Raw genomic sequence first — 19,292 nt, forward strand, 5'->3', positions numbered from 1 at the left:
ATGAGTGAACCATTACAACAAATGGAAGCGGCCTCAAAACTGCTAGAGCTGAAAAATATCGACTTGTCTTTTGGTGGTGTTAAAGCCATCAGTAATATTAGTTTTGACGTAATGGAAGGTGAAGTTCGCGCCATCATTGGTCCCAATGGCGCAGGTAAGAGCTCCTTGCTTAATGTGATTAATGGATTTTATCACCCTCAGCAAGGGGAGATTTGGTTTGATGGTAAGCAACGTCATGCCATGAAGCCTTATCAAATTGCCTATCAGGGAATTGCGCGTACCTTTCAAAACATTGCCTTATTTAAAGGCATGACAGTGCTGGATAATATAATGACAGGGCGCTTTACCCACATGCATAAAAACATGTTTTGGCAGGCGTTGTGGAAAGGCCCAGCAGAAAAAGAAGAAATTGAAAACCGAGAATTTGTTGAGCACATTATCGACTTCTTAGAGATACAAGCGATACGCAAAACCCCAGTAGGGCGCTTGCCTTACGGGCTACAAAAGCGTGTTGAGTTAGGTCGAGCTTTAGCAGCACAGCCAAAAATGCTGCTATTGGATGAACCAATGGCTGGTATGAACGTAGAAGAAAAAGAGGACATGTGTCGCTTTATCTTAGACGTGAATGACACTTTTGGTACCACCATTGTGCTTATTGAGCATGATATGGGCGTAGTAATGGACATAGCGGACCGTGTGGTGGTGTTGGATTATGGCCGAAAAATTGGCGATGGCACTCCAGATGTGGTGCGTAATGATCAAACTGTAATTGATGCCTATCTTGGCGTGAGTCATTAAGGGGACTATGTATGAGTGCTGATTTTTTATATACCATCGAAGTAATACTCAACGGCCTAATGGCGGGTGTGATGTATTCTCTGGTGGCCCTTGGTTTTGTGCTGATTTTTAAGGCATCAGGTATTTTTAACTACGCCCAAGGCGTAATGGCTTTGTTTGCTGCTCTGACTTTGGTGGGCATTCAAACTGGACAGATACCTTTTTCCCATCTAATTAATGCCATTTTTGGCACCAATATGCATCACTTTGGCTGGCAAGTGCCTACGATCATAGCTATTTTGCTAACAGTAGGCGTAATGGTGCTTTTTGCCATTATTGTAGAGCGCTATATATTGCATCATTTGGTTAACCAAGAGCCTATTATCTTGTTTATGGCGACCATCGGATTAGCCTACTTTATGGAAGGTTTCGGCGACATCATGTGGGGTAGTGACATTAAAACCCTAGATGTAGGCTTGCCCTCAGGAGGCTCGCTTTGGTTAGAAGAGTACACCTTAGGCTGGGCTGCTGAAGGCGAGAATTATTATGGTATGTATTTGGATAAGTTGGATATGGTGGCCAGTTTAGTCGCTATAGTATTAGTGGTTTCATTAACCATTTTTAGTCAATACACCAAAACAGGCAGGGCTTTGCGAGCGGTAGCAGATGACCACCAAGCAGCGTTGTCTGTGGGCATTTCATTGCGCACCATCTGGGTGATTGTGTGGTCTATTGCAGGCTTTGTAGCTTTGGTGGCTGGTATTATGTGGGGTGCCAAGTCTGGCGTTCAATTCTCGCTTTCCCTAATCGCATTAAAAGCCTTACCTGTATTGATGCTGGGTGGCTTTACTTCCATTCCAGGAGCCATTATTGGTGGTTTGATTATTGGTGTAGGTGAAAAGTTATTTGAATATTCCATTGGCCCGTTAATTGGCGGTGCTACAGAAAATTGGTTTGCCTATGTGTTGGCGCTTATGTTCCTTGTGTTTAGACCACAGGGGTTGTTTGGCGAAAAGATTATAGAAAGGGTGTAACAGATGTTTTATCGCGAATCAGGTGATTTTAAAAAGACTTACCAAAAAGATAATCAAACCTTTCCTATTAAATTTGATCGGTGGCGATATTATTTTGTAATGCTAGTGGCTTTTATTGTTGTCCCCATGTTTCTTACAGACTACATGGCTAATGCAGTCATGATTCCCTTTTTAGTGTGGGCCATAGCTGCACTAGGGCTGAATATTTTGGTGGGTTATACCGGACAGCTGTCTTTAGGCACCGGTGGTTTTATGGCAGTAGGAGCCTATGCAACCTATAAGCTTATGACCGCATTTCCTGGCATGGATATGGTTAGTGTTGTATTGCTTTCTGGTTTAATTACCGCAGTAGTAGGGGCTCTTTTTGGCTTGCCAAGCTTGCGGATTAAAGGCTTCTACTTAGCAGTAGCCACACTAGCAGCGCAATTCTTCTTAGTATGGTTACTTAACAAGGTGCCATGGTTTTATAACTACTCTGCATCCGGTCAAATTAGCGCCCCACAGCGGGAGATGTTTGGGGTCATTGTTACCGGTCCTCATGCGACACCAGTAGCTGGTTATCTTTTTTGTTTGGTGTTTGCTGTGGGTTTAGCTTGGGTAGCACGTAATTTAACCCGAGGGCGTTTGGGGCGCAGCTGGATGGCGATACGAGACATGGATATTGCCGCAGAAATAATTGGCGTTAACCCATTAGCTGCGAAGCTATCTGCCTTTGCGGTCTCGTCGTTTTTTGTAGGCATTGCTGGCTCTTTATTCTTTTCTGTGTATTTAGGTGCTGCTGAAGTGACTGAAGCGTTTGGCATCTCTGTGTCATTTGCAGTGCTATTTATGGTCATTATTGGCGGCTTGGGATCTATCTTTGGTAGCTTCATAGGAGCAGCCTTTATGGTGTTAATGCCAGTTTTACTAAAAAATATTTTAGTAGGTGGTATGGGTTGGCCTACAGATTTAGCTGCGCACTTTGAATTTATTATTGTGGGTGGGCTTATATTGATATTTCTGATCGTAGAGCCCCATGGCCTAGCGCAAATGGCTCGAGTATTAAAAGAAAAATTACGGCTTTGGCCGTTCCCGCACTAGGTTTACACGAAGCGTTATTAGCTTTATGAAAACCACTTAGTGTTGTTTCATGCTCATGTGAGCAAAATAAAAATAAGTCAAACCCTTAGGAGGATGACGACATGAAATTTACTAAATTAGCAACGATTGCTTTGACTACAATGGCGGTTTCAGCACCTGTTGTAGCTGATCTTGTATTTCCATCATTAAGCTACCGAACCGGGCCCTATGCCTCAGGTGGTGCGCCCTATGCTGATGGTTATGCAGATTATTTCACTTTGTTGAATGAGCGTGATGGCGGTATTGGTGGTGTTAAAACTGCTGTGCCAGAGTGTGAAACGGGTTATAACACAGCAAAAGGTGTGGAGTGTTATGAAGCAACCAAAGGCGACGGCGCATTAACCTATCAACCTTTGTCTACAGGTATTACTTATCAGTTGATTCCTAAAACCATGGCGGATGATATTCCGCTGATGACACAAGGCTATGGCCGTACATCGGGCGCAAACGGCAAGGTGTTCTCTCATGTATTTAACTTCCCAGCCAACTATTGGTCTGGCGCTAGTCGAATCATCAACCGAATTAAAGAAGAGAATAGTGGTAGTGCTGAAGGCCGCAATATTGCTTTGGTTTACCACAACTCAGGCTATGGTAAAGAGCCTATTACTACGCTAAAAGCATTGGCAGACAAAGAAGGCTTTAACCTTACTTTGATTCCAGTAGATCATCCTGGCCAAGAGCAAAAGTCTCAGTGGTTGCAAATTCGTCGTGAGCGTCCAGACAATATTATTCTGTACGGTTGGGGTGTAATGAACCAAGTTGCCCTAAAAGAAGCTGCTAACATCCGTTATCCAATGGATCAAATGTTCGGCATCTGGTGGTCTGGTACGGATAATGATGCACTTGAAGGTATGGGTTCACATGGCTACAAAGCAGCAACCTTCCACAACGTAGGTAGCGACTTTCCAGTATATGCTGATATCCAAAAGTTTGTGGTTGATGCAGGTTTAGCAGCAGGCGATGGTTCTAACGTGGGTACTGTGTTGTATAACCGTGGTATGTACTCTGCAATGTTAGCAGCGTCTGGCGCGGCTAAAGCACAAGAGATTCATGGTGTGAAAGACATTACTTCGGGCATGATGCGCGATGGTCTAGAAGCATTAGATGTGACAGATGCCTTGATGGCTGCAGCTGGCATGCCTGAGTTTGGTCCTGAATTTACTGTGAGTTGCTCTAACCATGGTGGTCCAGGTGACGTGGGTATTCAACAGTGGGATGCTAACGATCGTCAGTGGAAATTGATTGGTGGTTTTGAAGCTCCAGACACCAAGCTGATTAACCAGCTTATTAAAGTTGACTCTGAAGCGTATGCAGCAGAAAACAACATCACTCCACGTGATTGTTAATTTAAGCATTAACTAAGTTGCTTAAATAATCGAGGCGCCATTATTAGTGGGCGCCTCGACTTTAATTTTTACTAAAATAGATTGTTTTGCTGGTGATAGGAAAAAATCATGACCACACAAAAAGCACCGATACTATCCATCAACAATATTGAGGTGATTTATGATCACGTGATATTAGTATTGAAGGGCGTATCCTTAGAAGTTCATGAAAAAGGCATTGTGGCTTTGCTTGGCGCTAACGGCGCAGGTAAGTCTACCACCATTAAAGCAATTTCTAATTTATTAGGCTCTGAGCGTGGCGTTGTCACCAAAGGTAGTATCGAATTTGAAGGCGAAAATATTAACACCCGTAACCCAGCCGAGTTGGTAAAAATGGGTGTAGTGCAGGTGATGGAAGGCCGTCACTGTTTTGAGCATTTAACGATAGAGGAAAACTTGTTAGTAGGTGCTTACGCTCGCACAGATGGCCGCCGAAGTGTGCAAGAAAGTTTGGAAATGGTATATAACTATTTTCCTCGCTTAAGAGAAAGACGGAAAAGCCAGGCTGGATATACTTCTGGTGGCGAACAACAAATGTGTGCCATTGGCCGTGCCTTAATGGCTAATCCACATATGATTTTGTTGGATGAGCCATCCATGGGTCTTGCTCCTCAGTTGGTGGAAGAGATTTTTGAGATTGTTAAAAAACTCAATGAGGAGCAAGGCGTCACTTTTTTGTTGGCAGAGCAAAATACAGCGGTAGCCCTGCGCTACGCCACTTATGGCTACATCATGGAAAATGGTCGAGTGGTGTTAGACGGAAAAGCCAGCGACTTACGTGAAAACGAAGACGTGAAAGAATTTTACCTAGGTGTAAGTGATGGCGCACAAAAGAATTTTCGTGATGTGAAGCAATACCGTCGTCGTAAGCGTTGGCTGGCCTAATTACTTGCCTTGCTAGCATTCAAGTTTTAGGATTATCAATGTGAAGGACACATGATGACAGATTTTTATAACAATCTAGAAACCCGTGAACCTGGTCAGCGTCAAATTGAACAGATTCAAGCGGTTGCAGCTCAGGTAGCACATGCCAAAGCCACTTGCCCGGGTTGGGCAGGTATTTTGCATGCAGTAGTTGCAAGTGACATTACTTCGACTCAAGCCATAGCCAAGCTACCCATTACTCGCAAATCTAGCCTCGTTGAACTACAAAAAAACAACATGCCTTTTGGTGGTTTGGTGAGCAGTAAAGCTGCGCCACTTGCTTATGTGTTTTCATCTCCAGGCCCTATTAATGAGCCTGGATTTGAAGTGCCAGACCATTGGCACTTTGCCAGAGCATTATATGCTGGCGGTTTGCGTAAAGGGGATTTGGTGCACAATACCTTTTCATATCACTTTACCCCAGCGGGAGCCATGTTTGACAGCGCATTAAAAGCCCTAGGGTGTACCGTGGTTGCAGCAGGAGTGGGCAACAGTGAAATGCAGGCTCAAAGCATAGCGGCGCTTAAACCCAAAGCCTACGTTGGAACCCCTTCGTTTTTAAAAATACTATTAGAAAAGGCGGATAACCTTAACTTAAATGTTAGCTCCTTGACCCATGCAGTGGTGGGTGGTGAGCCATTTTTTCCAGCCCAACAAGACTTTTTCAAAGCCCGTGGGCTTAATGTATTACAAGGTTATGCTACGGCAGACCTTGGCAGCATTGCCTATGAAACGCCAGCTAGACAGGGCATGGTGATCGATGAGGATGTGTATGTAGAAATTGTTCGCCCAGGCACCGGTGACCTCGTGGCAGATGGCGAAGTAGGTGAAGTGGTGGTGACCAACTTTAATAAGCACTATCCATTGATCCGTTTTGCAACAGGTGATATGTCTGCTATTTTGGTAGGACAAAGCCCATGTGGACGAACCAACAGGCGCATTAAAGGTTGGATGGGACGGGCAGACCAAGCCGCTAAAGTGAGAGGAATGTTTGTGCGGCCAGAGCAAGTAGCTGACTTAGTAGCCAAACATGAAGCGTTAGTAAAAGTTCGCCTGCAGGTGAAGCAGATAAACGGGCAAGATAGTTTGCAAGTGTTATGTGAAGTTAAAAATACCTTATCCGAAACAACTCAACTTATTACAGAAGGTGTACGCAGTGTGTTGCACCTTCGTGGAGAGGTTGTTTTACACGCCATAGGAAGCTTACCCAATGATGGCATCGTTATTGACGACCAGCGTGAACGCTAAGTTTTTAATCTACTAAAATAGCCGACTAGTGTTTAGCGATTTATCTAATAATGATTAGCTAAACACTGCATAAATATAATAACTAACGCAATTTATAGTATACAGCCCAGCCACAGGCAGTGTATTGGCGCGGGCAATCTGACTGCCGCTAATGTGATAGTTGCCCTGCATGGCCAATAAAGTGCCCGAAACAGGGTTAATTGAGCTACCAAGCCCCCAAGCTGATAAAAACGTCATTGCCAATAAGTTCGGATCTGGCTCTAGAGTGAGTAATAGTGGCGCAATCACCGCCATAATCATGATGACATGCACACCTAGGCGCCCAGCTACTAAGCAAAAACCTAAGGTTAAACTAGCTTCTAGTGGGCCATAATGGCTAAACGGCAGCCAAGGTGGCACTACCTTAAAGAACTCCCCCAAACCAATAGCAAAAACGCCAGCAGCCAAAAAGAGGGTGATTTCATTGTGCATTTTGGCCAAGCGATTGACTATATGGCTATGCAATTGCTGAGGCCTACCCTCATACAGCAACACTGTAATCACTAATACGGGCGCACTGATGGCGATGATTTGCGTGATCGAAATGGTGGGCCATATTTCATGAGCCACAATCACGGTGATGGCTAAAAGTGTAGGCAATACTAAATTGCGCCCTTTAAGTGGGTAGCCTGTCATCTGAGACTCAGGCGCTTGGTTTAACCAATACAGCATGGCTAAACTAATGAGGCCCATAGGCGCACCCACGCTCATTACAGCCAATAGGCTCATATTTGGTACCAGGCTTAGGGTATAAGCCATAGCAGCAAAAAAAGGCGACCACAGGGCACACACTGCAAAATTAATAGTAAGTAAGCTGGCTGTACGAGTATCTATTGTACGACGTTCGCTGAGTTTTTCGGCAATAATAAGTATCGCTGACATATTAATGATAGCGCTAAAAAAATGTCCCGAAATAAGGGTGCTTATGAGGCCTTTTTTGCCTGCAGGAGGGTGTCTCTTTTTGCTATGTTTAGAGGGCGTGGCTATAAGGCTTAAAAAGCTCACAGCTGTGAGCATGGCTAGTAGTTGAGTATTGCTATTAATAAGTCGATAAAGTGGCGCAGAGGCGCCCTCAAGGAGGCTGTAGCTAAGCCCGGCTAGGCCCACGCCAATTAAAACCATCGATTGCACTAAAGCTCGGCGGGCAAGTAATTTAAAAGAACAAAAAGCAAAGAGCCAAAGTAATAGGCCGGCAACAATGTAAAGCGGTTGAAAAGCCAGAGCTAGTACACTGAAAAAAGTGCCCGCAGCTAAGCTATAGCCACGAAATTGATTGCTCAACCTAGTGCCTTGGGCATGATGGATGCGCGAATTTTATTTAACGTCACTTGCTCACGTGTGACTAGATTATTCCATATGGGCATAGCGAGCATGCGCTCAAAGTAATCAGATAGCTGGGGCCACATAGCTTTATTAATATGTTCACCGCCGTGCATAAAATTAATCATTTGGCTGGTAATCGCAATATCCGCTAAAGACAAGCGGTTATCAACAAAGTAATAGTTACTGCCTAGCTGGTTGGTAAGGTAATCCAGTAGTGGGGGAATGCGCACAGATAAGGCTTCTTGAATACGTTCTTCGTTAGGTACTTTCCCTGCAGCTTTTATCAGTACCCGTTGGCGAAATACAACAAAAGTTAGCCATGGCGCTAATTCATAATCAGCAAATTTTTCTAACCACCGCATGTGGGCCCTAAGCTGAGCGTTGGCGGGAATGAGAAGCGTTAAATCATCATGATTTAGAGTTTCAATAAGATAATTACACACAATGCTTGAATCAGCCTGATAAAACTCGTTATCTTGTAAAACAGGGATGCGCCTTAATGGGCTAATAGTTACAAAATCATCTGGCACTGATCCAGGCACAATAATTTTAAGCTTATAATCAGTTTTAGATAACGCCAGCAAATACATCACTTTGCGAACAAATGGCGAAAGTGGTGCGCCATGAAGGGTAAATGCCATGAGATTCATCCAAAAAAAATAGTGCAGCCATTGTGGATGAGAGGGCACACAAACTCAAATAGTTTACTGATATATTGTTTAGTGACAATAAATTACTAAGTGATTGAAATAAACATACTATTTTTATAATTAGTGCTTGACACAAATCCACTCAATCACTAATATGCGCACTCCAGTTTGGTACAGCCAATAGGCAATACCAAGCGCGAATGTGTCCCGTTCGTCTAGTGGTCCAGGACACTGCCCTTTCACGGCGGTAACAGGGGTTCGAACCCCCTACGGGATACCACTATTTTCGGAATGCAGTTATAAGTTGGCGTTTTAATCAATGCTGGCTTATAACTGCAAGCCTAAATAGTAAAGGTTAATCACAAGCCTTCAACAAGTGATATGTAGCGGGAATAGCTCAGTTGGTAGAGCACGACCTTGCCAAGGTCGGGGTCGCCGGTTCGAATCCGGTTTCCCGCTCCATTTTTTATTACAGCACTCATTTTCCTAAAGTGCTCACACTACTTCTACTCCTTTTATACCTCAGTGCAGCATCTACTGTATTGCTGACTCATTTGTGTATGTTTTTGTCTTATGCAAAACATCTAATGTTTATCAGCTTGTGCTCGCCATTAATCGCAAAATACCCAAGATTACCCGATATATGCCAATTTTAAGTTGACATAATCCTGCAAAATCAATAATATGCGCTCCACTCTTAACGGAGCTGTAGCGTCCCGTTCGTCTAGTGGCCTAGGACACTGCCCTTTCACGGCGGCGACAGGGGTTCGAACCCCCTACGGGATGCCAATAAAAACGCTTTGTAAAATGAGTGTTTCAGGTGATAATAGTAACAGGCGCATCACAGCCTTAAACCAGTGATATGTAGCGGGAATAGCTCAGTTGGTAGAGCACGACCTTGCCAAGGTCGGGGTCGCCGGTTCGAATCCGGTTTCCCGCTCCAAATTTAGGCCGAATGGCAGAGTGGTTATGCACCGGATTGCAAATCCGCTAACCCCGGTTCGATTCCGGGTTCGGCCTCCACATTTTTCCAGGACACAGTGACCAGATCACTGCCTGTTTTGCACTAGCTCAACACCCGCCGAATATGCAGTGGTTATCCATAGTGCTTAGGTGGTTGTTTGATGTTTGTATGTCAAAAGTCCAAAAATTATAGCCACGTGAGATGATAAACACCCATGTCACAACACGAGCACTTAATAACGCCTAATATAAAGAAAATAACGTATTTTCGCTTTACTTTAACGGCCCAAAGTGTAAAATGCTGTTCCGCATAACACGTTGAAATAAAACTTTATTCAGCCGTGAAAGCATTGGCAGCAATCTCAGTATTGTTACCAAAAATGTAATGGCTTAGTAGCATTACAAGGTAAGTATTTTTTAATGCATGCCGCCTCTGTAGGACCATCGCCCGGATGGTGAAATTGGTAGACACACAAGACTTAAAATCTTGCGACTTAACGGTCGTGCCGGTTCGATTCCGGCTCCGGGCACCATCTTTTATTCTTATATATCAATTAGTTAAAGTAATTACTCGAAATATTTTGTTTTTTGTTTTCCATATGCATTTCCCGTGTAGGCTTAATGTAGGCATTTCAGAAATTGATGCATTCAGAGATTAATTATTAAGTGCCTTTTTTACATATGCTTCGATCAGTTTAAAAATTCACTATGCGAAGGTATCTAATATCAGTCTGCGCTTAAACGTGTAATTGCCCTACCTCCGGTACCTTGAACGGCACACACTGTGCCTTTGTGGAGGCCACAAAAATAATGGTTAATTAGCTTTCGACTTAGAGATGCGGCCAGCCGATGGGCGACTTGTTTTTATTTAGGATATCTATATTCCCCTGTTTACCGACGCTGTAGTAACAATTCCCGCTTTTTTTGTAGTCGTCATAAAATCATTTTAATGTGTCATTTGCTTGTCACACTTCACTCATAGAATGGGTTCCAACATAAAGAGCATTTAAATTTTAGGAGTAAACCATGATTATCAAGAATTTTTTAACTGCTGCCGCACTGGTCGCTAGTACCGTTTCATTTTCAGCACAGGCATCTGATCTGCTTGACCCTAACTTACCTGTTTACAACAAGGTGAGTGGAGTATCTGGTAACTTGTCTTCAGTGGGCTCAGACACACTTGCCAACTTGATGACATTATGGGCAGAAGAGTTTAAGCGTAATTACCCGAACGTGAACATTCAGATTCAGGCAGCGGGTTCTTCAACCGCGCCCCCAGCTTTAATAGAAGGTACTTCTAACATAGGCCCAATGAGCCGTATGATGAAAGACAAAGAATTGGCGGCGTTTGAAACCGAGTATGGTTATAAGCCTACTGCTGTGCCAGTAGCTATTGATGCCTTGGCTGTGTTTGTAAACAAAGATAACCCAGTGGAAGGGTTGAAGATTGCTGACGTTGATGCGATCTTCTCAGCAACGCGCAAGTGCGGTGGCGAAGCAGATATTGTTAACTGGGGTCAAGTTGGCGTTGCAGGTGCATTAGGTCAGCGTGATATGCAGATCTATGGCCGTAACTCTGTATCGGGTACTTACGGCTACTTTAAGTCAAAGGCTCTATGTAAAGGTGATTTCAAAAACTCTGTGAACGAGCAACCGGGTTCGGCGTCTGTGGTGCAGTCTGTAGCCACTTCTTTGAACGGTATTGGTTATTCTGGCATCGGTTATAAAACCTCATCTGTACGTGCTGTGCCATTATCAAAAAAAGGTGGTGCTTTCATTGGCGCGACCCCTGATAACGCCATTAACGGAACTTACCCTTTAGCCCGCTTCCTATATGTTTATGTCAATAAAGCGCCTAACAAAGATCTGTCTCCATTAGAGCGTGAATTCGTTAAGTTAGTGATGTCCAAAGTTGGCCAAGAAGTTGTGGTTAAAGATGGGTATATTCCACTACCTCTTAAGGTAGTTAATAAGACTCTCAAGAGCTTAGGTATGTAACACTGAGAAAGTAATGAGCATTAGTTAATGCCTTAGTTAATACCTAAAAGGGCCTGTCATTTGACAAGGCCCTTTTTTTTATTCGTACTATTAAGTGAAGGTATGACAGTGATCTGACAGTTTGGTCATATTACTGTCATATTCCCACACTAGACTTGTCGCCATGAATGAAAAAACAAATATATCTGTTCCAGAACTGGACTTCAACACCCCTGCTTTACGCCGCAATCGTAGGCTGAGGGCCATAAAAGACCGCTTTACCACTGTGTTTGTTGGCATTGGTGGCATGAGCGTTATTGTGGCTATTTTATTAATTTTTGTGTATCTAATGTATGAGGTATTGCCATTATTCCAAGGGGCTGAAATTACCCCTTGGGAGGGGCAGAGCACTAGTTACCAAGTGGGTTCGGACTCACCCAGCCTGCACTTAGGTGTGGAAGAGCAAAACGAAGTAGGCTTTAAGTTGGCCAGTGACGGGAGTGCGTATTTTTTTGCCACTCAAACTGGACAAATACGGCTCACCGATCAACTTGCTTTTAGTGAGCAGCAAGGAATTAGTGCTTTTGCTTTAGACACTAATGTTAATCGCTTATTTGGGGCTGCTAATAAGCAGGGTGAAGTGCTAATAGCTCAGCCACAATACGACACTAGTTACCCCATAGGGACAGAGCGTCTCATCACCCCTAGCTTAATCTACCCCTATGGCGATACCCCTATTGCCTTACCGGCAAGTTTTGGTGAGCCCACATTCTTGGCCATTAGGGATGCAGAAGACGCTCTTGTTATCGTGGCGGCCAATGCCTCTCATGAGTTGGTTTTAGTTGAGTTAAGCAAAGATCAAAACTTTATGACCGAAGAGGTGACGCTTAGTGCTGCAGTCTATGCCCTGCCAACTTTGAGTTCTATGCCGTTCAAGATTCTTATTTCACCTGATCAGCGCTGGGTAATGGCGGTAGATCGGGATGCTAATCTGAGTATTTTTGATGTTAAAGATAGCCAGAACCCACGGTTGAATGCGGTTCACAAATTGTCTGATTATGCTTTAAATGACGTGCAGTTGCTGTTGGGTGGTTCAACCTTGACGGTATCTGATGTGAGTGGGGCAATGAGCCAGTGGTTTATGGTTCGTGACCAAGACAATCACTGGTCACTGGGCCACATACGCGACTTTGAGCAACAGGATGGTCCCCAATTGTTGGCTATGGAACATCGTCGCCGTGGCTTTGCCACCGGTGATGCAGAGGGTAATGTGGCTTTTTTTAGTGCCACAGCAGGGGTCCAGGTACATCAGCAAAAAATTATCAAAGCGCCTATTCAGTTTATTGCTATGTCACCTCGAGCCAACGCCATGCTCTTGGAAAATAACGCAGGGCATTTGAGCTTTTGGCAAGTCGATAACAATCACCCCGACACCTCTTGGAAAGCCCTGTGGCATAAAATATGGTACGAAGGCTACGAGAACCCTGAGTATATTTGGCAGTCCTCAGCTTCGTCCAATGATTTTGAACCGAAATATAGTTTAGTTCCATTAGCCTTTGGAACTTTAAAGTCGGCTTTTTATGCCATGTTAATGGCCACCCCATTGGCCATTTGTGGCGCCATCTATACCGCCTACTTTATGGCCCCTGCCCTGCGTCGCAAGGTGAAACCATTAATTGAGCTGATGGAAGCTTTGCCCACGGTAATTTTAGGATTTTTAGCTGGCCTGTGGTTGGCGCCGTTTATCGAAACTAACTTAGCCAGTGTGTTCACCTTATTTGTCATAGTTCCCATGGGTACATTGGTGTTTGCTTTCCTCTGGGCGCAGCTGCCCAAAGATTTTGGATGGCAATTACCAGAAGGTTGGGATGTGCTGATTATCATCCCCGTGGTGCTGGCTTTGGCTTGGTTGTCTATGCCCATCAGTGATGCACTAGAAACAAGCCTATTTGGCGGTAACATGCGCCAGTGGGTTAGCAGGGACTTAGGTATTAATTTTGATCAGCGCAACGCTTTGGTGGTGGGCATTGCGATGGGGTTTGCGGTTATCCCAACCATCTTTTCCATTACTGAAGATGCCATTTTTAGTGTGCCTAAGCATTTGACCCAAGGCAGTTTGGCTCTGGGTGCGACGCCTTGGCAGACGCTAACCCGCGTGGTTATTCCAACGGCAAGCCCAGGTATATTTTCTGCTGTAATGATTGGGATGGGGCGTGCAGTTGGTGAAACGATGATCGTCTTGATGGCCACAGGAAACACGCCAATTATGGACATGAATATTTTTGAAGGCATGCGCACCTTGGCGGCTAATATTGCGGTGGAGATGCCGGAATCGGAGGTAGGTGGATCGCATTTTCGTATTCTGTTTTTGGCTGCGTTGGTGTTATTTGCCTTTACCTTTATGGTTAATACGTTGGCAGAAGTGGTACGACAACGTTTACGTCAGAAATACGGTTCACTGTAAGAGTTAAAAATGATGAGAATTGGTGTAAGACAATGGTTTGCAAGTGGTTTGCCCTGGATTTGGCTTAACGGCGCGGCGGTGGCGATAAATGTCATCATGGTAGTGGGGCTGCTGGGGCTGATTGCAGTGCGAGGTTTAGGCCATTTTTGGCCAGCGCCCGTACTACAAGCACAGATCCATGCGCAGCAGGAAATTACTACCCTAATCGGCTCCATTGCTGATGATGAACTGGTGAGTGCAGATCAATTACGTGGGTCTGGCGTCATACTACCGGTAGGCCAAGAAAGTGCCAAACGTCTGCTGATTAAAGCAGGAAACCGAGACATCACGGGGGTAGATTTTGTTTGGGTGCTAGAACAGGACTTAATAGACCCAACTTACCCAAAACAAGTGATGACTCTTGAACGACGCGAGTGGGGTAATTTTTATGGTGAACTATTGTCTGTAAAAGAGTCTGGCGTAGTTATTGGTGATCGTAATGATGGGCAAGATGCAAAACTTTGGGAGCTTTTTCAAGAGCGTTTAGCGCGAAGCATAAGCATTTATGATGACATTAAAGGTATTGAAACAGGTGCCATTGGCGATATTAATTATGGTATGGAGCGTTTACGACTAGATCAGCGCCGCCTTGAATTAGATAATCAACTATCCCCTTTTAGGCAAGCTGAGCTTGATGTAAAACGAGACCTATTAGATCGGCGCTATGAGGGGTTGCAACAACAGTTGATCGACCTTTATACGGCATTTGAGCGTGACAGTATTATGGCGCAGACGATGTCTGGAACCCAGGTGGAGATCAACCTTTCAAAGATAGTCCGTGCGTTTCGCCCCAATGGCATGACGGCCATGGAGAAGGTGATCTTTTATATGGCTAAGGTATGGGAGTTTGTAAGCACAGATCCCAGAGAGGCTAATACCGAAGGTGGTGTATACCCTGCTATTTTTGGTACCGTGCTAATGGTGCTGCTTATGTCTGTGATGGTGACACCGATCGGTGTGGTCGCAGCAATCTACCTACGTGAATACGCCAAGCAAGGCATAGTGACACGTATTATTCGCATAGCGGTGAATAATCTAGCAGGTGTGCCGTCTATTGTTTACGGCGTGTTTGGACTTGGTTTCTTTATCTACTTCTTAGGTGGGAATATTGATCAGTTATTTTTCCCTGAAGCTGCTCCAGCTCCTACATTTGGTACACCAGGTTTATTATGGGCTTCATTAACACTAGCTCTATTAACTGTCCCCGTGGTTATTGTAGCGACTGAGGAAGGGCTTTCTCGTATTCCCCGTGCAGTACGTGAAGGCAGCCTAGCATTGGGGGCAACCAAATCTGAAACCCTATGGCGAGTGGTTTTACCAATGTCCAGCCCTGCGATCATGACAGGTGTTATCTTGGCTGTAGCACGTGCTGCAGGTGAGGTTGCTCCTTTGATGTTGGTGGGTGTGGTGAAGTTAGCCCCTTCTTTACCATTAGATGGTAACTACCCATTTTTGCACTTGGACCAAAAGTTCATGCATCTTGGGTTTCATATTTATGACGTGGGTTTTCAAAGTCCAAATGTAGAAGCAGCAAGGCCTTTAGTTTACGCTACTGCCTTTTTGCTAGTGCTAGTTATCGCCCTATTAAACTTGTCTGCTGTTGCTATTCGTAACCGTCTACGAGAAAAGTACAAGGCTTTAGAGAGTTAATTAATGAGAGCAGATATGATGGATACACAGCGCAAAACCAATTTTAGTTTAGCCATTGATGCCCCTCAAGGCCTCAGCATGGAGCAAGAGCGCATTGCTGTAGAGGTGAATGACTTGAATCTGTATTATGGTGATAAGCGCGCCTTAAATAGTGTCAGTATGCAGATTCCCCGTAATCGTGTGACTGCGTTTATTGGTCCCAGTGGCTGTGGTAAATCGACTCTGCTGCGTTGCTTTAATCGTATGAATGATTTGGTAGACTCATGCAACATTGAGGGTCAAGTTACGCTTGATAAAAACAATATTTATGCCAAGGGTGTGGATGTAGCCGATCTTCGTAGAAGAGTAGGAATGGTATTCCAAAAGCCTAACCCTTTCCCCAAAAGCATTTTTGAAAATGTAGCTTATGGCTTACGAATCCAGGGAATCAAAAAAAAGCAGCTTATCAATGACACAGTCGAGTGGGCGCTTAAATCAGCGGCTTTATGGGATGAGGTCAAAGATCGCCTGCATGAAAGTGCTCTAGGCATGTCTGGTGGCCAGCAACAAAGGCTAGTGATTGCTCGCACCATTGCCGTAAAGCCAGAAATATTGCTGTTAGACGAACCAGCCTCATCGCTGGATCCTATTTCAACGTTAAAAATTGAAGAGCTGATACACGAATTGAAAAAGGATTTCACCATCGTCATTGTGACTCACAATATGCAACAGGCGGCCCGAGTCTCAGACTATACTGCATTTATGTATATGGGTGACTTAATTGAATTTGGCACTACCGATCAATTGTTTACTAATCCTGTGCAAAAGCAAACAGAAGATTATATTACTGGCCGCTACGGTTAAATGACTTTAAGGAATTGCAGATGAATATTACCAATAAAGATGGCCATGTAGGCCATATCTCCCAGCAATTCAATACTGAACTGGATGAAATTCTCACGCATTTAATGACCATGGGCGGGCTCATAGAACAGCAGTTAAAGGACGCCATGCTGGGCCTGAAAACTGGCGACATACAGCTGCTGCAATGCGCTATTAAAGCTGATGATCAAATTAATATTATGGAAATGCATTTGGACGAACAATGCACCCGCATTATTGCCCGCCGCCAGCCAGCGGCGAGTGACTTAAGGCTAGTGATTGCGATCAGTAAAGCGGTATCAGACCTTGAGCGCATGGGTGATGAAATCTGTCGAATAGCCAATAGTGGGAGTAAACTCATTGATGGATTCCCCGGAGAAGGTTACGCTCAGGTTAGGCATATAAGTGAATTGGTTGCTACTATGGTTAGTGACTCATTAACGGCGTTTGCCCGTTACGATGCAGACTTAGCCTATCAAGTGGCCAAAAGCGATGATGATGTGGATCAGGAGTATAAGTTTGCCATGCGGGCTCTGGTGACACAAATGATGGAAGAGCCACAAACCATTAAGCAAAGTATGCATACTATATGGATTTTACGCAGCCTAGAGCGTGTTGGAGACCATGCCCAAAATGTAGCGCAACACCTTATTTATTTGGTGAAGGGCATTAATGTTAGTCACAGTTCTGTGGCGCAGATGAATGCAACCGTTGATATGGATGACAAACAATAATTTTCAACCCAGTCGCATGTCATTTTTTGGCACAACAACCTTATGTGAGTGAATTATAGGAGACTATCATGACTCAAAAGAAAATATTAATTGTTGAAGATGAAGAAGATATCCGTGAAATACTGCGATTGGCATTGGAGAAGGCCGACTTTATATGTTTTGAGGCGGATAACATTAAAGATGCCTACATCAAAATTATCGATCTTCAACCTGATTTGGTGTTGTTGGATTGGATGTTGCCAGCCGGAAGTGGCATCGACCTCGCCCGCCGTTTAAAGCGTGATGAATTGACTGCTAGCTTGCCCATTATTATGCTCACTGCACGCGAAGAAGAAGCTGATAAAGTGCTTGGCTTAGATTCAGGCGCTGATGATTTTATCACCAAACCCTTTTCCTCACGTGAACTGGTGGCGCGTATTAAGTCAGTCATGCGCCGCGCGGGTGGATTGACAGAACAAAGTAACATACACATTGGTGATTTAACCCTAGACTCTAGAGCACAAAGGGTGATGATTAAGGACCAACCCATCACTATGGGCCCATCAGAAACCCGCTTATTAACCTTTTTTGTGACCCACCCAGAGCGAGTTTATAGTCGTGGGCAACTATTGGACTATGTCTGGGGTGCCAACGTCTATATTGATGAGCGAACCGTGGACGTGCATATTCGCAGACTGCGTAATGCTTTAGGTAAAGAGCATGCACAATTTGTGCAAACTGTACGTGGCTCTGGATATCGCTTTTCCACAAAAATAGATGAGGTAAGCTAGGGTGCCCAAGGCTTATGCAGCTGTTGCTCTGAGTGTCATTATGGGTGCCATTTTTTGGTCACTCAGTTGGGCCATTGCCAGTGGGCTCATGGTCCTCTTGTTATACCATGTACGTAAACTACAGCAACTGGATGTGTGGTTAAATAATGATGACAGACTCGCAGAGTTGCCCGAATCCCAAGGTATTTGGGGTCGGGTGTTTGACCGTATTGAAGAGTTACAAGTTAAACACTTCAAATCCGAGCAAGAATTAACCACTGCTATTTTACGTATTCAAAAATCGGCTAATGCGCTACGCGAGGGTGTGATCACGGTTGACGCCAGTGGTGCACTAGAGTGGTGGAACCTGTCGGCCCGCAAAATGTTTGGCTTAAAAAACAAACAGGACCGGGGTGCTCCTTTACTTCACTTACTGCGCGAGCCAAACTTCTTTCGTTACTACCACCATGCTGATTTTGGTCAGCCCATTTATGTGCAATCGCCAGTTAATCCTGAGCGAGTATTAGAAATAGCGGTGACTTCCTTTGCTAAGGGTGACAACCTACTGATCGTGCGGGATATGACTGAAAGTATCAAGCTGGGAAATATGCGACGTGATTTTATCGGTAATATATCCCATGAATTGCGCACACCATTAACCGTGATTCAGGGCTATTTAGAAACATTCCAACTGCATTATCCTGAATTAGATGCTGATGTACAAAAAAGTCATACGCGTATGTTAGCGCAAGCCCATCGAATGACTAACTTGGTGCAAGACATGTTAGTGTTGTCGCGCTTGGAAGGGAGCATTGACCGGTCAAAATTTGTGCGTAATCAAATGTCCATATTGTTGGCTCAGGCGATCTCTAGGGGACACGATACAGCCCGGAAGCTAGACAAAAAAGTCACCATAGAGCTTTGCCTTGAAAGGCAAGCAAGTGTGGTGGGTGTGAAGTCAGAGATACTTAGTGTGTTAACGCACCTGGTGACCAATGCGGTTAAATATACTCAGCATGGGGGACGCGTAGATATCGCTTTGCACACAACTAATGATGGGTGGTGCATTAATGTGTCTGACAATGGCATTGGCATTGGCCAAAAACATTTACCGCGTTTAACCGAGCGCTTTTATAGGGTTGATCCCAGCCGTTCTAGTACCAGTGGAGGCACTGGTTTAGGCTTGGCTATAGTGGAGCGAATTATCTTGCGGCATGAGGGTAGTTTAGACATCAGCTCACAAAAAGGTAAAGGCAGTCATTTCACCTGTACGTTTCCACACCAAAATATGCCATCTTCCGATAAGGAAGCGATGTAAAAAATATAATAATAACACCAAAGCATTAGCCAACCACC

General features: G+C 44.5%; 15 protein-coding genes and 6 tRNA genes. 19 read left to right on the forward strand and 2 right to left on the reverse strand.

Features of this window, described 5'->3' with window-relative positions; genetic code table 11:
* The 6 genes from ABXT42_RS02785 to ABXT42_RS02810 all read left to right on the forward strand — a co-directional run bounded on the left by ABXT42_RS02785 (position 1) and on the right by ABXT42_RS02810 (position 6,487).
* Positions 1 to 798, forward strand: a complete 798-nt coding sequence (locus ABXT42_RS02785; RefSeq protein ID WP_443628857.1) for an ABC transporter ATP-binding protein — start codon at positions 1 to 3, stop codon at positions 796 to 798.
* Between the two features lie 11 nt (positions 799 to 809).
* Positions 810 to 1,811 carry a branched-chain amino acid ABC transporter permease gene (locus ABXT42_RS02790; protein ID WP_443628858.1) on the forward strand — a complete coding sequence of 334 codons (1,002 nt, stop codon included), beginning with the start codon at positions 810 to 812 and terminating at the stop codon, positions 1,809 to 1,811.
* A gap of 3 nt (positions 1,812 to 1,814) precedes the next feature.
* A complete protein-coding gene (locus tag ABXT42_RS02795; protein WP_443628859.1) occupies positions 1,815 to 2,891 on the forward strand; it encodes a branched-chain amino acid ABC transporter permease in 1,077 nt (358 codons plus the stop codon).
* Positions 2,892 to 2,992: 101 nt separating this feature from the next.
* On the forward strand, positions 2,993 to 4,276 hold the full coding sequence (locus ABXT42_RS02800) for an ABC transporter substrate-binding protein (protein ID WP_443628860.1): 1,284 nt from the start codon (positions 2,993 to 2,995) through the stop codon (positions 4,274 to 4,276).
* A gap of 108 nt (positions 4,277 to 4,384) precedes the next feature.
* Positions 4,385 to 5,200: an ABC transporter ATP-binding protein gene (locus ABXT42_RS02805; RefSeq protein ID WP_443628861.1), complete on the forward strand. Its 816-nt coding sequence runs from the start codon at positions 4,385 to 4,387 to the stop codon at positions 5,198 to 5,200.
* Positions 5,201 to 5,251: 51 nt separating this feature from the next.
* Positions 5,252 to 6,487 carry a phenylacetate--CoA ligase family protein gene (locus ABXT42_RS02810; protein ID WP_443628862.1) on the forward strand — a complete coding sequence of 412 codons (1,236 nt, stop codon included), beginning with the start codon at positions 5,252 to 5,254 and terminating at the stop codon, positions 6,485 to 6,487.
* A 54-nt stretch (positions 6,488 to 6,541) separates the two neighbouring features.
* Here ABXT42_RS02810 and ABXT42_RS02815 read toward each other — a convergent pair whose 3' ends face one another.
* Together ABXT42_RS02815 and ABXT42_RS02820 are read right to left on the reverse strand one after the other, a co-directional pair.
* Positions 6,542 to 7,807, reverse strand: a complete 1,266-nt coding sequence (locus tag ABXT42_RS02815) for a hypothetical protein (protein WP_443628863.1) — start codon at positions 7,805 to 7,807, stop codon at positions 6,542 to 6,544.
* Positions 7,804 to 8,490: a glutathione S-transferase family protein gene (locus ABXT42_RS02820; protein WP_443628864.1), complete on the reverse strand. Its 687-nt coding sequence runs from the start codon at positions 8,488 to 8,490 to the stop codon at positions 7,804 to 7,806. Before ABXT42_RS02820 ends, ABXT42_RS02815 begins: the two co-directional genes overlap by 4 nt.
* Positions 8,491 to 8,703: 213 nt before the next feature.
* Between ABXT42_RS02820 and ABXT42_RS02825 the strand changes: the two genes are divergently transcribed.
* The 13 genes from ABXT42_RS02825 (at position 8,704) to phoR (ending at position 19,254) form a co-directional block, all read left to right on the forward strand.
* Positions 8,704 to 8,779: transfer RNA gene (locus tag ABXT42_RS02825), tRNA-Glu, on the forward strand.
* A gap of 106 nt (positions 8,780 to 8,885) precedes the next feature.
* A tRNA-Gly gene (locus ABXT42_RS02830) sits at positions 8,886 to 8,961 on the forward strand.
* A 251-nt stretch (positions 8,962 to 9,212) separates the two neighbouring features.
* Positions 9,213 to 9,288, forward strand: a tRNA-Glu gene (locus tag ABXT42_RS02835).
* A gap of 78 nt (positions 9,289 to 9,366) precedes the next feature.
* A tRNA-Gly gene (locus ABXT42_RS02840) sits at positions 9,367 to 9,442 on the forward strand.
* 6 nt (positions 9,443 to 9,448) lie between these two features.
* Positions 9,449 to 9,522 (forward strand) — tRNA-Cys (locus ABXT42_RS02845).
* 386 nt (positions 9,523 to 9,908) lie between these two features.
* Positions 9,909 to 9,995: transfer RNA gene (locus tag ABXT42_RS02850), tRNA-Leu, on the forward strand.
* Between the two features lie 493 nt (positions 9,996 to 10,488).
* Positions 10,489 to 11,460, forward strand: coding sequence for a PstS family phosphate ABC transporter substrate-binding protein (locus ABXT42_RS02855; protein ID WP_443628865.1), 972 nt, complete (start codon positions 10,489 to 10,491; stop codon positions 11,458 to 11,460).
* Between the two features lie 163 nt (positions 11,461 to 11,623).
* Entirely contained in the window at positions 11,624 to 13,903 is a 2,280-nt protein-coding gene (locus ABXT42_RS02860; RefSeq protein ID WP_443628866.1) for an ABC transporter permease subunit, read from the forward strand.
* 12 nt (positions 13,904 to 13,915) lie between these two features.
* On the forward strand, positions 13,916 to 15,592 hold the full coding sequence (gene pstA, locus ABXT42_RS02865; RefSeq protein WP_443629427.1) for a phosphate ABC transporter permease PstA: 1,677 nt from the start codon (positions 13,916 to 13,918) through the stop codon (positions 15,590 to 15,592).
* Positions 15,593 to 15,670: 78 nt separating this feature from the next.
* Positions 15,671 to 16,435 (forward strand): phosphate ABC transporter ATP-binding protein PstB, encoded by a 765-nt coding sequence (pstB, locus tag ABXT42_RS02870; protein WP_443629428.1) that lies wholly within the window; start codon positions 15,671 to 15,673, stop codon positions 16,433 to 16,435.
* A 20-nt stretch (positions 16,436 to 16,455) separates the two neighbouring features.
* Positions 16,456 to 17,187, forward strand: a complete 732-nt coding sequence (gene phoU, locus ABXT42_RS02875; RefSeq protein ID WP_443628867.1) for a phosphate signaling complex protein PhoU — start codon at positions 16,456 to 16,458, stop codon at positions 17,185 to 17,187.
* Between the two features lie 68 nt (positions 17,188 to 17,255).
* Positions 17,256 to 17,957, forward strand: coding sequence for a phosphate regulon transcriptional regulator PhoB (gene phoB, locus ABXT42_RS02880; RefSeq protein WP_443628868.1), 702 nt, complete (start codon positions 17,256 to 17,258; stop codon positions 17,955 to 17,957).
* Between the two features lies 1 nt (position 17,958).
* Entirely contained in the window at positions 17,959 to 19,254 is a 1,296-nt protein-coding gene (phoR, locus tag ABXT42_RS02885) for a phosphate regulon sensor histidine kinase PhoR (protein ID WP_443628869.1), read from the forward strand.
* Positions 19,255 to 19,292: the final 38 nt, after the last annotated feature.

This window comes from Candidatus Njordibacter sp. Uisw_002, assembly GCF_047730155.1.
GTDB lineage: Bacteria > Pseudomonadota > Gammaproteobacteria > Pseudomonadales > Balneatricaceae > Njordibacter.

What these genes read in the sequence shown, in the direction of transcription:
- ABXT42_RS02860 (WP_443628866.1), top strand. Translation starts at nt 11,624, where the DNA reads ATGAATGAAAAAACAAATATATCTGTTCCAGAACTGGACTTCAACACC.
- ABXT42_RS02855 (WP_443628865.1), top strand. Translation starts at nt 10,489, where the DNA reads ATGATTATCAAGAATTTTTTAACTGCTGCCGCACTGGTCGCTAGTACC.
- ABXT42_RS02810 (WP_443628862.1), top strand. Translation starts at nt 5,252, where the DNA reads ATGATGACAGATTTTTATAACAATCTAGAAACCCGTGAACCTGGTCAG.
- ABXT42_RS02820 (WP_443628864.1), bottom strand. Translation starts at nt 8,490, where the DNA reads ATGGCATTTACCCTTCATGGCGCACCACTTTCGCCATTTGTTCGCAAA.
- phoB (WP_443628868.1), top strand. Translation starts at nt 17,256, where the DNA reads ATGACTCAAAAGAAAATATTAATTGTTGAAGATGAAGAAGATATCCGT.
- ABXT42_RS02800 (WP_443628860.1), top strand. Translation starts at nt 2,993, where the DNA reads ATGAAATTTACTAAATTAGCAACGATTGCTTTGACTACAATGGCGGTT.
- pstB (WP_443629428.1), top strand. Translation starts at nt 15,671, where the DNA reads ATGGAGCAAGAGCGCATTGCTGTAGAGGTGAATGACTTGAATCTGTAT.
- ABXT42_RS02785 (WP_443628857.1), top strand. Translation starts at nt 1, where the DNA reads ATGAGTGAACCATTACAACAAATGGAAGCGGCCTCAAAACTGCTAGAG.
- pstA (WP_443629427.1), top strand. Translation starts at nt 13,916, where the DNA reads ATGAGAATTGGTGTAAGACAATGGTTTGCAAGTGGTTTGCCCTGGATT.
- ABXT42_RS02795 (WP_443628859.1), top strand. Translation starts at nt 1,815, where the DNA reads ATGTTTTATCGCGAATCAGGTGATTTTAAAAAGACTTACCAAAAAGAT.
- phoU (WP_443628867.1), top strand. Translation starts at nt 16,456, where the DNA reads ATGAATATTACCAATAAAGATGGCCATGTAGGCCATATCTCCCAGCAA.
- ABXT42_RS02790 (WP_443628858.1), top strand. Translation starts at nt 810, where the DNA reads ATGAGTGCTGATTTTTTATATACCATCGAAGTAATACTCAACGGCCTA.
- ABXT42_RS02805 (WP_443628861.1), top strand. Translation starts at nt 4,385, where the DNA reads ATGACCACACAAAAAGCACCGATACTATCCATCAACAATATTGAGGTG.